Source organism: Achromobacter sp. 1011811831 (assembly GCF_059760905.1).
In genome coordinates this window covers 42,769-56,425 of the sequence record NZ_JCBANG010000036.1, presented here as the reverse complement: position 1 = coordinate 56,425, position 13,657 = coordinate 42,769, and the positions used below count along the sequence as shown (strand labels likewise).

10 protein-coding genes are annotated in these 13,657 nt (G+C 66.8%); 4 read left to right on the top strand and 6 right to left on the bottom strand.

Features of this window, described 5'->3' with window-relative positions; genetic code table 11:
• Positions 1–61: 61 nt before the first annotated feature.
• From AC6LJ9_RS15565 to fdnG, 3 genes are read right to left on the bottom strand one after another with little or no spacing between them, the layout of a single operon-like run.
• Positions 62–721 carry a formate dehydrogenase subunit gamma gene (locus tag AC6LJ9_RS15565; protein WP_103272123.1) on the bottom strand — a complete coding sequence of 220 codons (660 nt, stop codon included), beginning with the start codon at positions 719–721 and terminating at the stop codon, positions 62–64.
• Positions 714–1,613 (bottom strand): formate dehydrogenase subunit beta, encoded by a 900-nt coding sequence (gene fdxH / locus AC6LJ9_RS15560; protein WP_212313697.1) that lies wholly within the window; start codon positions 1,611–1,613, stop codon positions 714–716. The genes AC6LJ9_RS15565 and fdxH overlap by 8 nt, the downstream gene beginning before the upstream one ends.
• Before the next feature lie 12 nt (positions 1,614–1,625).
• Positions 1,626–4,694: a formate dehydrogenase-N subunit alpha gene (gene fdnG, locus AC6LJ9_RS15555; RefSeq protein ID WP_498148253.1), complete on the bottom strand. Its 3,069-nt coding sequence runs from the start codon at positions 4,692–4,694 to the stop codon at positions 1,626–1,628.
• 442 nt (positions 4,695–5,136) lie between these two features.
• Here fdnG and solA point away from each other — a divergent pair, with 442 nt between their 5' ends.
• A complete protein-coding gene (gene solA, locus AC6LJ9_RS15550) occupies positions 5,137–6,276 on the top strand; it encodes an N-methyl-L-tryptophan oxidase (protein WP_498148252.1) in 1,140 nt (379 codons plus the stop codon).
• 38 nt (positions 6,277–6,314) lie between these two features.
• Here the strand turns inward: solA and AC6LJ9_RS15545 are convergent, their stop codons facing one another.
• The gene (locus AC6LJ9_RS15545) at positions 6,315–7,019 is read right to left on the bottom strand and encodes an SDR family oxidoreductase (protein WP_498148251.1); all 705 of its coding nucleotides are present in this window, start codon (positions 7,017–7,019) and stop codon (positions 6,315–6,317) included.
• A gap of 99 nt (positions 7,020–7,118) precedes the next feature.
• A complete protein-coding gene (locus AC6LJ9_RS15540; protein ID WP_498148250.1) occupies positions 7,119–8,456 on the bottom strand; it encodes an MFS transporter in 1,338 nt (445 codons plus the stop codon).
• 377 nt (positions 8,457–8,833) lie between these two features.
• On the opposite strand from AC6LJ9_RS15540, the gene AC6LJ9_RS15535 reads away from it, so the two are divergent.
• Entirely contained in the window at positions 8,834–10,426 is a 1,593-nt protein-coding gene (locus tag AC6LJ9_RS15535) for a DUF1254 domain-containing protein (RefSeq protein ID WP_498148249.1), read from the top strand.
• Between the two features lie 145 nt (positions 10,427–10,571).
• Positions 10,572–11,081, top strand: coding sequence for an acyl-CoA thioesterase (locus tag AC6LJ9_RS15530; RefSeq protein WP_498148248.1), 510 nt, complete (start codon positions 10,572–10,574; stop codon positions 11,079–11,081).
• Positions 11,082–11,094: 13 nt separating this feature from the next.
• Here AC6LJ9_RS15530 and AC6LJ9_RS15525 read toward each other — a convergent pair whose 3' ends face one another.
• The gene (locus AC6LJ9_RS15525) at positions 11,095–12,057 is read right to left on the bottom strand and encodes a LysR family transcriptional regulator (RefSeq protein WP_498148247.1); all 963 of its coding nucleotides are present in this window, start codon (positions 12,055–12,057) and stop codon (positions 11,095–11,097) included.
• Positions 12,058–12,152: 95 nt separating this feature from the next.
• Between AC6LJ9_RS15525 and AC6LJ9_RS15520 the strand changes: the two genes are divergently transcribed.
• Positions 12,153–13,649, top strand: a complete 1,497-nt coding sequence (locus tag AC6LJ9_RS15520; RefSeq protein WP_498148246.1) for a sulfatase-like hydrolase/transferase — start codon at positions 12,153–12,155, stop codon at positions 13,647–13,649.
• The last annotated feature ends 8 nt before the right edge of the window (positions 13,650–13,657 follow it).

The window sequence follows — 13,657 nt, the reverse complement described above, 5'->3', positions numbered from 1 at the left end:
TGCCCGCCCCGCGTGGGGGACGGGCAGCCGTGCGACCGGTCCGGTCGGGGAAGGCGACGGGCTACTTGCCCGCGGGCTTCCTGAGCTGCTCGCGGAACCAGGCGCGATGATGCTTCCACGCCCAGCCTGCCGTCACATGGCCCCGCAGCATCGCCGTCAAGGAACCCTTGACCCAGATCGCCGCGTAAATATGCACAATGATCGCGCAAATCAGCACCAGCGCACAAACGGCATGCAGCACCGAGGCGGCGCGGATGGCCCAGATCGGGAAGTAGAACGCGAAGTATTCGCGCCAGATCACGATGCCGCTGACGAACAGGCCCAGCATGCACAGGATCAGCACGTAGAACAGCAGCTTCTGGCCGGCGTTGTACTTGCCGACCTCTGGCAGCTTTTCCTCGCGGTTGTCGATCACGTCGTCCAGCTGGCTCAGCCACTGGCGGTCGGCCTTCGTCATGATGTTGTTGCGCCACATGTGGCCGGCGAAGACCACGAAGCAGAAGAACATCACCAGCCCGATGAACGGATGCAGGATGCGGGTCCAGGGACCGCCGCCGAACAGGTTCGAGAGCCAGAAGAAGGCCGGATGGAACAGCGCCAGGCCGGACAGCGCCAGCAGGATGAAGGTCAGCGCGATGGCCCAGTGGTTGGTGCGTTCACCGGGCGAGTAGCGCTTGATCAGGCGGTTGCCGCGGTGGTCGCGGGATTGGCTGTCACTCATGGCGAGCCTCCTCTTCGGCCTTGCGTTCGTCTTCCTCGTGCACCTCGTTGCGGCCGACGCGGGCGTAGTGGAAGAAGCCCGCCAGCGCGGTCAGCGCCATCGCCGCCACGCCCAAAGGCTTGGCGATGCCCTTCCACAGCGACACCATCGGGCTGATGTGCGGATCCTTCGGCAGCCCGTGGTACAGCCCCGGCTGGTCGGCGTGGTGCAGCACGTACATGACGTGGGTGCCGCCCACGCCCTGCGGGTCGTACAGCCCGGCCTGCTCGAAGCCGCGCGACTTCAGATCCTCGATGCGCTCGGCCGCGTGCTGCTTCATGTCCTCCTTGGTGCCGAACACGATGGCGCCGGTGGGACAGGACTTCACGCAGGCCGGCTCCTGGCCGACCGCGACGCGGTCGGAGCACAGGGTGCACTTGTAGGCCTTGTTGTCCTTCTTCGAGATGCGCGGCACGTTGAACGGACAGCCGGTGATGCAGTAGCCGCAACCGATGCAGTTCTCTTCGTGGAAGTCCACGATGCCGTTGTTGTACTGGATGATCGCGCCCGGCGAAGGACAGGCCTTCAGGCAGCCGGGATCCTCGCAGTGCATGCAGCCGTCCTTGCGGATCAGCCATTCCAGGTCGCCCTGCGTGTTCTCGTATTCGGAGAAGCGCATGACGGTCCAGGAATGCTCGGTCAGGTCGGCCGGGTTGTCATAGACGCCCACGTTGGTGCCGACCTCGTCGCGCAGGTCGTTCCATTCCATGCACGCGGCCTGGCATGCCTTGCAGCCGATGCACTTGGAAACGTCGATCAGCTTGGCGACCGAGCCGACGGACGGCTCGCGGATGCCGGGCGGCGGGGTGGTGGTGGCGGAGCGCCGCTTGATGTCCAGGGATTGCATAGCCATGTCGGTCTCCTGTTATGCCTTCTCGACGTTGACCAGGAACGACTTGAACTCCGGCGTCTGGGAGTTCCCGTCGCCCACGAACGGCGTCAGGGTGTTGGTCAGGAAGCCCGGCTTGGCGATGCCGACGAAGCCCCAGTGGATCGGTATGCCCACGTGGTGCACGGTCTTGCCTTCGATCGTCAGCGCGCGCAGCCGCTTGGTCACCAGCGCCACGGCCTTGATATAGCCGCGGTTCGAGGACACCTTCACGCGCTGGCCGTTGGCGATGCCCAGTTCCTTGGCCATCGCCTCGCCGATCTCGACGAACTGCTCGGGCTGCAGGATCGCGTTGATGCGGACGTTCTTGGTCCAGTAGTGGAAGTGCTCGGTCAGGCGGTAGGTGGTGGCCACGAACGGGAACTTGTCCACCGTGCCCATCGCCGCCAGGTCGTCCTTGAACACGCGCGCGGCCGGGTTGCTGGTCACGCCCTTGGCCTTGGGATGCAGCGGGTTGTAGCCCAGCGGCGTCTCGAACGGCTCGTAGTGCTCGGGGAACGGACCCTCGGCCATGCCCGCGCGGGCGAAGAAGCGCGCCACGCCCTCGGGGTTCATGATGAACGGCCCCATGCCGCCTTCCGGATTCTCGTCGGCCTTGAAGTCCGGCACGTCGGCGCCGCCCCAGCTCTTGCCGTTCCACGAAATCAGGCTGCGGCGCGGGTCGAAGGGCTTGCCCGACACGTCACAGGACGCGCGGTTGTAGAGAATGCGGCGGTTGGCCGGCCATGCCCAGGCCCAGTTCAGGGTCTGGCCGATGCCGGTGGGATCGCTGTTGTCGCGGCGCGCCATCAGGTTGCCCGCCGGGCTCCAGGCGCCGGCGAAGATCCAGCAGCCGCTGGCGGTGGAACCGTCGTCGCGCAGCTCGGCGAAGGCGGCCAGCTGCTCGCCGGCCTTGCGCGTGATCTTGGTCGGATCCTTGGGATCGGCCAGGTCGGCCAGCGCCTTGCCCGAGTATTCCTTGGCCAGTTCCTCGGCCGTCGGACTCTGCGGGTTGGAATACGGCCACGACAGGTTGACGATGGGATCGGGGTACTTGCCGCCGTCGTCCTGGTACATCTTGCGCAGGCGCGTGAAGATCAGCGACATGATCTCGATGTCGCTCTTGGCCTCGCCCGGAGGCTCGGCGCCCTTCCAGTGCCATTGCAGCCAGCGCCCGGAGTTCACCAGCGCGCCGTCTTCCTCGGCGAAACAGGTGGTCGGCAGGCGGAAGACCTCGGTCTGGATCTTGGTCGGATCCACATCATTGGCCTCGCCCGCGTTGCGCCAGAACTCGGAGGTCTCCGTGACCAGCGGGTCCATGATGACCAGGTACTTGAGCTTGGAGAAGCCCGCGGTCAGCTTGGCCTTGTTGGGCGCGGCGGCCAGCGGGTTGAAGCCCTGCGCCAGGTAGCCGTTCATCTTGCCCTGGTTCATCAGCTCGTAGACCTGCAGCATGTCGTAGAGCTTGTCGAGCTTGGGCAGGTAGTCAAAGGCCCAGTTGTTCTCGGCCGTGGCGGACTTGCCCCACCAGGCCTTCATCAGGCTGACGTGGAACTTGGCGTAGTTCTGCCAATAGCTGAGCTGGTTCGGACGCAGCGGCTTGGAGGCGCGCGCGGCGATGTACTTGCCGTAGTCCTGCTCGGGCTCGTTGGGCAGCGTCATGTAGCCGGGCAGCAGGTTCGACATCAGGCCCAGATCGGTCAGGCCCTGGATGTTCGAGTGCCCGCGCAGCGCGTTCATGCCGCCGCCGGCGATGCCGATGTTGCCCAGCAGCAGCTGCACCATCGCGCCGGTGCGGATGATCTGCGAGCCGATGGAGTGCTGCGTCCAGCCCAGCGCGTACAGGATGGTGGCGGCGCGGTTCTTGGTCGCCGTCGAGGCCAGCATGTCGCAGACCTTCAGGAACTTGTCCTTGGGCGTGCCGCAGACGCGCTCGACCATTTCCTCGGTGTAGCGCGAGTAGTGCTTCTTCAGCAGCTGGTAGACGCAGCGCGGGTGTTCCAGCGAGGGATCGGTCTTGACGTAGCCGTCGTCGCCGCGCTCGTAGTCCCAGCTCGACTTGTCATAGCTGCGTTTCTCGGCGTTGTAGCCCGAGTACAGGCCCGCGTCGAACGCGAAGTCCTCGCGCACGATGAAGGAGAAGTCCGTGTAGTTGCGCACGTACTCGTGCTGGATCTTGTCGTGATCCAACAGGTACTTGATGACGCCACCCAGGAAGATGATGTCGGTGCCGGTGCGTATGGGCGCGTAAAAATCCGCCACGGACGCCGAGCGCGTGAAGCGCGGGTCCACGACGATGAGTTTCGCCTTGTTGTGGGCTTTGGCTTCCGTGACCCATTTGAACCCGCAAGGGTGGGCCTCGGCGGCATTTCCGCCCATGATCAGTACTACGTCCGCGTTCTTGATGTCGACCCAATGGTTCGTCATCGCTCCACGGCCAAACGTCGGGGCAAGACCTGCCACCGTCGGGCCATGTCAGACACGGGCTTGGTTGTCGAATGCAAGCATCCCCATGCTGCGCACGGTCTTGTGCGTGATGTAGCCCACCTCGTTGCTGCTTGCCGAGGCGGCCAGCATGCCGGTGGTCAGCCACCGGTTGACCGTCTTGCCGTCTTCCGTCTTCTCGACGAAGTTGGCGTCACGGTCGGCCTTCATGAGCTTGGTGATGCGCGTCAGGGCGTCGTCCCACGACATCCGCACCCACTTGTCCGTACCGGGCGCCCGGTATTCCGGGTACTTCAGGCGGTTGGGGCTGTGGATGAAGTCGATCAGGGCCGCGCCCTTGGGACAGAGCGTGCCGCGGTTGACGGGGTGATCGGGATCGCCTTCGATGTGGACGATGCTGGCGCGCGCATTCTTGGCGCCGTCGCCCAGGCCGTACATCAACAGGCCACAGGCGACCGAACAGTAGGGACAGGTATTGCGCGTTTCGGTCATGCGCGCAAGCTTGTACTGACGGACTTCCGCCATGGCCGTGCCGGGGGCAGCCCCCAGCAATGCCAGACTGGAGCCTGCCAGCGTCGCACCTGTCACCTTGAAGAACTGGCGGCGGTTCATGTTGACCATGAAACACTCCTCTCCGGGTGAGTGACGGAAGCCGAGGGCCGGCCCGACGGGAAAGCCCTACGAATTCCAAGGATATTTAACGCGAAGTATATGCCCAGAACCCGTCCCCGCGCCACGGGCCGGACGGACGAGCCGCAAACCGGGGATTTGACCGCCTGATCACGGTTTTTCGCGGATTTTGGACAATCGCGGGACTGTTGCCAATGCCGGCGCCCCCTGCCCGTCTGTTGGTGCGCCGCAGCGCCGCCGATCCTGCCCCTGTCCCAGGCCGGCGCCGGCCGGCCTGGGACAGGGTCGATACCGCGCCGATCTTGCAACCATCGCGCAAATATATTCGACGCGAGATTTCCCCCCTCGTACCATCCGATCCATCCACGTTGGCACGGCTTGCCGCAGTGACTCGCCACACGAAAGCGCCGGGCACCAGGACCCTGGAGACGACATGCAAGAAGCTATCCATGATGTGGCCGTGATCGGCCTGGGTGCAATGGGCGCCGCGACGCTTTTTCAGCTCGCGGAACGTGGCCAGCGCGTCATCGCAATCGAGCAGTTCCAGCCGGGGCACGATCGCGGCTCGTCGCACGGGGAGTCGCGGGCGATCCGCCTGGGCTACTCGGAAAGTCCGCAATACGTGCCATTGCTGCGGCGCGCCTACGCGTATTGGCGCGAGCTCGAGCAGTTGACGGGCGAAACGCTGCTGATGACTTCCGGGATCCTGGAGATGGGCCTGCCCGGCAGCCGATTGGTGGCGGGCACGCTCAAGGCGAGCGAGCAATATGGACTGGACTACGAGGTGCTGAGTCCGCGCGAAGTTCAGCGCCGCTATCCCGCCATTGAATTGCCGCAAGACTATTCCTCGGTCTGGCAGCCGGATGCCGGGATCCTGCGGTCCGATGCCATCAATGCGCTGCATATCCGCCATGCGACCGCCCGGGGAGCGCAAGTCGTGACGAATGCGCGCGTGATGGCCATCGAGCCCCGGACCGGCGTCGTGCGACTGGTCCTGGACGACGGGCGCGCCATCGAAGCCGGGTCGGTGGTCGTCTGCGCGGGGCCGTGGGCGAGCGATCTGGTGCCATCCCTGAAGCCCACGCTCACGCTCACGCGGGCAGTCTCCTGCTGGTACCGGCCCAAGCGGCCCGAGCTGTTCAAGTCCGGCGCGCTGCCCGTCTTCATGATTGACGACGGGCGCGATTTCTTCTACGGCTTCCCGGACTTTGGCGATGTCGGCCTGAAGTGCGGCTCGCACTATGGAACCGGGCAGATCCAGCATGCCGACCTGGCGCGACAAGACGCATCGGCGTCAGATGAAAACCACACGCGCGACTATCTTGAACGCTACATGCCCGAGGGCGCCGGCACGCTGCTTGGCATGAAGACGTGCCTGTACACCATGACCCCGGATACGGATTTCATCATTGACACGTCGCCGGAGGACGATCGCATCGTGGTCGTATCTCCCTGCTCGGGACATGGTTTCAAGTTCGCCGGCGTCGTCGGCGAGATCGCTGCCGACCTGGCGACCGGCGGCGATACGGAGCAGGACATCACGCGATTCCGCATCGACCGATTTCCGGCCTGAGGGCGGCGCGCCGCACAGCCCTCCCCTCTGGCTGGACGCTATATGGAGCGTCCCAGGCCGCCGTCGACCCGCAGGTTCTGTCCGGTGATGTAACCCGCGCCCTCGGAAGCCAGAAACGCCACGGTCGCGGCGATTTCAGCAGTGCTTCCATAGCGTTTCATGGGAACGCCATCGCGGCGCTCGATGACCGTTGGCAGGCTGTCGATCCAACCGCATTGAATATTGTTCATGCGCACATTGTCGGCGGCATAGGTATCCGCGAAGACCTTTGCATAGGCGGCGAGACCTGCCCGGAACACCGCGGACGTCGGAAACCCCGCAACCGGCTCGAAGGCCGCGACCGATGAAAAATTGATGATCGAACCCGATTTCTGCGCCTGCATGATCGGAGCCACGATACGAACCGGACGAATGACATTCATCAGATAGATATCCAGGCCCAGGTGCCACTGCTCGTCGGTGATTTCCAGAACCGGCCCGCGCGGCCCGTGGCCGCCGCTGTTGACCAGCACGTCGATGCGCCCCCACTGCCGCATGACGGCATCGACCAGTCGCTGCAAATCGTCGTTCGACTGATTGGAGCCGGTCACGCCAATCCCGCCCAGTTCATTCGCCAGCGCTTCGCCCTTTCCGGAAGACGAGAGAATCGCCACCTTGAAACCATCCGTCGCCAGGCGCCTGGCTGCTGCCGCGCCCAAGCCGCTTCCGCCGGCGGAAATGAGCGCCACTTTTTCCATTGACATGTGAAAGTCCTTTTTCATTGACTACTTGGACAAGAATCAGAGCCGCCCATCGCCGGGCATGGCAACCCGCTTGCACGGGACCTTCGGCTCGCCTCGATTTCAATCTAGTGGTTTTCCCCTGAGGTCTCGCAGGCCGAATGCCGCCAGGCCACTTATGACGCAAAGCGCCACGACATACCAATTGAACAGGTCGGACATTCCTCTACTGGCGAGCCAGGAGCCGAGATACGGCGCGGTGCCGCCAAACACGGCAATGGAAACGTTGTAGGGCACCCCCCAGCCAATCGCGCGCACGCTGGTCGGAAACTGCTCGGCGAAGCTGGCGGCGACCGCGCCGCTGCCCATTCCGATCAGGCTCATCGCGGCCACCATGATCCATGGCAGCAATTCGGGATTGCCCAGCGCATAGTGAATCATGGGTATGAACAATGCCGCGAACAACAACCACGAACTCCCGAGCACGAGTCGACGACCCACACGATCCGCAAGCGCGCCGCTGATCGGCATAGACACGCTATAGGCGATCAACCCGAACGTGCTCGCGAGAAATGAGGTTGATGCGGATATGCGGCCACTGGCTCGCAACAGGTTGGGAATGTACGCGGCCCAGATATAGAACGCCATCGTCGTGCCGATCGCAAGGAAAAAGACACGCAACACGCCCGGCCAATGGTTGAGCATGACGGCGCGCAGGCTGCCCCGGTCTTTCTTTGACGTGGTTTGAGCGGCGCGCTTGAAAACTTCCGACTCTCCGATCGAGCGCCGCAGATAGAGGCCGAAGATACCAAGCAACGCGCCCAGCACGAACACCAGCCTCCAGCCGTAACTTTCCATCTGCTCCTTCGGCAGCAGAAAGGTCAGGAAGGTTCCCGTCAACGACGCGCATAACGTCCCCAGCCCAACGCTGATGTAGAAGAAGCTGCCGCTGAAGCCGCGACGGTGCAAGGGAGCCGATTCGACGATATAGCTGCCTCCTGACGATGTTTCACCGCCCATGGCAAGCCCCTGCATCAGGCGAGCCAACAGGAGCATGGCGGGAGCCAGCCAGCCCGCCTGTTGAAAGGACGGGACGATCGCGATCATCAGGCTTCCCGTGGCCATGAGGAAAATCGTCGCGGCCAACGCATTCTTGCGGCCATACCGGTCCGCATAGATTCCGAAGATGAAGCTTCCCAGCGGCCGCACGAAAAAACCGATGGCAAAGACGGCGAATGTTGAAAGCAACGCCCCCAGCGGATCACCCGAGGGAAAGACCAGGTGCGACAGATAACTGGCGAAGAGCGCGTAGGCAAACCAGTCGAAGCACTCGACGAAATTGCCAATCGCGCCGGCAATCACCGCGCGGTTCATGGAAGATGGCGGACTTGTCTCTTCCTGCTGTCCGCGCACGTCATGCACGGGCGCGTCGGGGTCGATACTTTTGAGCGAGCTGTTCATTTCCTAGCCTTGCATTCAGATGCCTGTTTCAGAAAAAGACACTCGAATCGGGGCTGGCGAGAAGGGTGCGATGGCAGCTGTTCCCCTCCGGAAAAACGCTCCGTGAAACGCGGCCTTGAATGCCCCAGACTCGCACCGCATGCTTCGATGCAAGTTAGCTGTCACCCTGGAAAGAGTCCAAGACAATCATTCGACTGCTGCTATCGCGCGAATGTATGCGACGCGCCTGCTCCGCAAGTCGCGCATGCATGGGCCTGGCAAAGACGGCCACGCGCAAGCCGGAAATCTGGTGGCCGGATCCCGGTTTTTCGCGGTTTTTGGACAATCGCGGGACTGTTACCATTGCCCGCGAACCCCGCAAGTCCGTTGGAGCGCCGATGCGCCGCGTTGCCCCGCTGATCCTGACCCTGTCCCTGGCCGCCGCCTGGCCGTCCCTGGCGCCGGCCGCGCCGCCGGCCCCGACCCCGGCCGCCGCCGCCACCGAGGCCGCGCACCAGGCGGCGATGGAAGGCTATCTGTACTTCTACCCGCTGCTGGTCATGGACCTGACGCGGCGCCAGGCCGCCCATCCCTCGCAGAACACGCCGCCCAACGCCTACGCCTTCGTGCGCGGCCTGCCCCAGGCCGGCGCCGCCGCCCCCTGGGCCAATCCCGACATGCTGCGCGGCACGGCCTGGCTGGACCTGAGCGCGGGCCCCGTGGTGCTGTCCGTGCCCGACTCCGGCGGCCGGCTGTACACGCTGACGCTGGTGGACCTGTGGAACGACGCCTTCGCCGTCCTGGGCAAGCGCAGCACCGGCACCGCCAAGGGCAACACCGCGCTGGTGCCGCCCGGCTGGAACGGCACCCTGCCGTCCGGCATGTCGCGCATCGACGCGCCCACCACCCATGTGCTGGCCCGGCTGCTGATCCAGGCCGACGGCCCGGCCGAATACCCGGCGGTGCATGCCCTGCAGGATGGCTTCGCGATCACGCCGCTGTCGCAATGGAACCTGCCGCCGCAGGCGCAGCGCGTGCGCGCCGACGGCTCGCTGAACATGAAGGTCTCGCCGCGCGAGCAGGTCGAGTCCCTGCCGACCGACGCCCTGTTCGCCTACGCCTCCGAGCTGCTGCGCAGGAATCCGCCGCACGCCGCCGACCAGCCCGTGCTGGCCCGGCTGCGCGGCGTGGGGCTGATCCCCGGCCGTCCCTTCGACTTCGACAAGCTGGATCATCCCGCCAAGCAGGGCATGCGCCGGGGCCTGCGCGCCGCGCGCGAGCGCATGCAGGCCGCCGCCGGCGCCACGCTGCGCGAGGCCAATGGCTGGCAACGGGAAGCGGGCGGCGTCGGCGTGTACGGCAATGCCTACATGCGCCGCGCGCTGGCCGCCCAGGCCCAGCCCGGCGCCAGCCTGCCGGAGGACCTGGCCACGCTGCTGCTGGCCGCCGACGGCCGAGGCGAGGCCGTGGACGGCTCGCGCCGCTATCACCTGCGCTTCGCCAGCGGCCAGCTGCCGCCGGCCGGCGCCTTCTGGTCGCTGGCGGCCTACGACGCCCAGGGCCTGCTGGCGCCCAACGCGCTGAACCGCCCGGCGCTCGGCAGCCGCGACCCGCTGCGCTACAACGAAGACGGCTCGCTGGACCTGATCGTCGGCCACGAAGCGCCCGCGCCCGAGCAACAGTCCAACTGGCTGCCACTGCCGGCGTCAGGACCGGCGCAATTGTTGCTGCGCGTTTACCAGCCCGGCCCGGCGCTGCTGGACGGGCTGTGGACGCCGCCGCCGCTGCTGTTGGAGGCGCCGCCCGAGGCAACCGCCGAGGCTGCCCCGCCGCCGCCGTCGCCCGCGACCGACGCCGATCCCAAGGCCGCGCCGAGCGCGCCGGCGGCCGCAGCCGCCCCCCCATCGCCCGCCCCAGCCGCCACGGCGTCCTCGCCCGCCAAGCCTGCGGCCCAGGGCAAGGCCAAGCCGCAGCCCCAGCCGCGCCACTGACGGGCGCAGCGGCCCCGCGCGCCGGGCGGCATTCCCCGCCGCGCCGGCGCGAACAAGCCCCCCGCCCCATCCGCCCAAGAAAAAGACAGCGGCGCGCCCGCGCCAGCCGCTACCATATTCATTTCAGCAATCAGGAGCGCCCGACATGGACGACGCCTTCAGCCACCAATTGTCGATGACCATCCTGATGACGCCAGACATGGCGAATTTCTCAGGCAATGTGCACGGCGGCACCATCCTCAAGTACCTGGACCAGGTGGCCTATGCCTGTGCCAGCCGCTACGCCGGCCACTACGTGGTGACCCTGTCGGTCGACCAGGTGGTGTTCCGCGAACCCATCCACGTGGGCGAGCTGGTGACCTTCCTGGCGGCGGTGAACTTCACCGGCCGCACCTCGATGGAGATCGGCATCAAGGTCGTGACCGAGGACATCCGCAAGAAGCTGGTGCGCCACACCAACAGCTGCTACTTCACGATGGTGGCGGTGGACGAGCACGGCGTGCCCGCCGAAGTGCCGCCCCTGAACCCGGGCACGCTGGAGGAAAAGCAGCGCTTCGTGGCCGCGCGGCTGCGGCGCGAGCTGCGCCAGGAAATGGAGCGCCGCCACGGCGAGATCAAGCGCGACACCGCGCACGACGCCGGCGGCGCCGGCTGAAGGCCCGCGCGGTTCAATCCGTCGCGGCTCCCGCCTGCGCCAGCGGCTCCAGGCACAGCCGCAGGATGCGCGCGACCTCGCGGCTCGCCTGCGTCGCTGGCCGGACTTCGGACATGGCCAGCGTGATGCCGCGCCGGATGGCGGGCTCGACGATGGGCGCGGCGGCCAGCGCGCCGTCCCGCACGTCCCGCAGGACCGCGTGCTCGGCCAGCACGGCGTAGAGCCCGCCCTGCAGCACCATGTGTTTCTGCAGCGCCAGGGAATCGCACTCCAGCGCCACCGTCAGCGTCACGCCCATGCGGCGCGCGAGCTGGTCCATCTGGCGCCGGAAGGCGCTGGGCGCGCCGGCCAGCACCAGCGGCAGGCCCTGCAACCCGGCGAAGGGCACGGTCCGGCGGCCCGCGACCCAGCTGTCCGGCGCGCCGACCAGCAGATGCCGGGCGGTGAACAGCGCGCTGTCGCGGCGGCGCGCGGCGCGGCCGCTGCGCGGCAGGATGCCGATGTCGACCTCGCCGTTCTCCAGCCACTCGTCGACGGCCGCGCCCACGCCATCGCGCACGCGCAGGCGGATGCCGGGATAGCGCCGGCTCAGCTCCAGATAGGCGCGCGACAGGTATTGCGGATCGATCGAGGACAGCACGCCGATGCAGACCGAACCGGCCGGCTGCTCGACCTCCCGCGCCAGATCCTGGCCCAGCGCCTCGCCCGCCTCCAGCCAGGCCAGCACGCGCGGATACAGGCGGCGTCCGGCCTCGGTCAGGGCCACGCCGCGCCCCGTGCGCAGGAACAGGCGGCCGCCGCAGGCCTGCTCCATCGCCGCCAGCTGGCGGCTGACGGCCGACTGCGCGCCATCGCGCAGGGCGGCGACCTTGGTCAGGCTGCCCAGATCGGCGATCTGGATGAACAAGCGCCATTGATCCAGCGTCAACGTAGCCATGAGGCCCTCGGTGGAGAAGACGCGCGCGGCGTCAGACATGACGAAAAAAGTATATCTGGTATCGCCGTCATGCCCTGTTTTCGCAAGCCACGGCGTCCTAGACTGGCCAGGATCCGTAGCCGCGAGACGCCCCCATGCCCCATCCGCCCAACGTGCTGTTCATCATGGTCGACCAATGGCCCGGCGCCCTGCTGGGCAGCGCCGGCCATCCCGTCATCCAGACGCCGACGCTGGACCACCTGGCCCGCCTGGGCACCCGCTATCCGCGCGCCTACGCTGAGTGTCCAATCTGCATCCCCGCGCGGCGCAGCGTGATGACCGGCACCTCGCCGCGCGGCCACGGCGACCGCAATTTCGCTCCCGCGCTGCCCATGCCCGCGCTGCCCACGCTGGCCCAGAGCTTTCGCGACGGCGGCTACCAGGCCTACGCGGTGGGCAAGATGCACCTGTACCCGCAGCGCGACCGCATCGGCTTCGACGACATCCTGCTGGCCGAGGAAGGCCGCTCGCAGCTGGGCGCGGTGGACGACTACGACATGTACCTCGCCGAACAAGGCGCGGCGGGCGAGCAGTACCTGCACGGCATGAACAACAACGACTACCTGCACCGCCCCTGGCACCTGCCGGAACGCCTGCACGTCACCAACTGGACCACCCGCGAGGCCGCCCGGATGATCAAGCGGCGCGACCCGCGCCGGCCGGCCTTGTGGCATGTCTCCTACACCCATCCGCATCCGCCGCTGGTGCCGCTGGCCGCCTACCTCGAACTGTATGGGCGCGACGCCATCGACCTGCCCGCGCGCGCCGCCTGGGAACAGCGCTGGGACCAGGACGCGGACGCGATCCCGCCCGCCCTGCGCAGCATCCGCGAGCACTGGCCCATCGGCGACGACCCCGCCCGGCTGCGCGCCATCCGGCGCGCCTTCTACGCGCTGTGCAGCCACATCGACCATCAGCTGCGCGTGCTGCTCGGCACCCTGCGCGAGGAAGGGCTGCTGGACGATACCGTCATCCTGGTCTGCGGCGACCACGGCGACATGCTGGGCGACTTCGGCCTGTGGGCCAAGCGCCTGTTCTACGAAGGCTCGGCGCGCGTGCCCATGATCCTGGTCGGCGCGGCTGGCGATGCGCGCGTGCCCGCCGGCCAGGTGGACGAGCGGCTGGTGGGCCTGCAGGACGTCATGCCTACCCTGCTGTCGCTGGCCGGGCTGCCGGTCCCCGCCACGGTGGAAGGCCTGCCCATGACGGGCGAGCGGCGCCGCGACATCCTTTACGGTGAATGCAAGGAAGACCGGCTGGCGACCCGCATGGCGCATGACGGCCGCCACAAGCTGATCTGGTATCCGGCCGGCAACGCGGTGCAGCTGTTCGACCTGCGGGCCGACCCAAGGGAATGCCACGACCTGTCCGAGGCGGCGCAGTACGCGCCCATCCGCCAGCGCCTGGAACAGGCGCTGGTCGAACGGGCCTGGGGCGTGGACCGGGACTGGATTTCCGCAGGCCGGCTGACCGGCTTCCCGGCCCCCGCCGCGCCGCCGCGCGCGGACCGCCAGTTCGGCGGCCAGCGCGGCCTGCACTATCCGCAACCGCCCCTGAGCGATCCCACCCGGACGGTGGGATCGCCGGGCTGAGGCGCGCG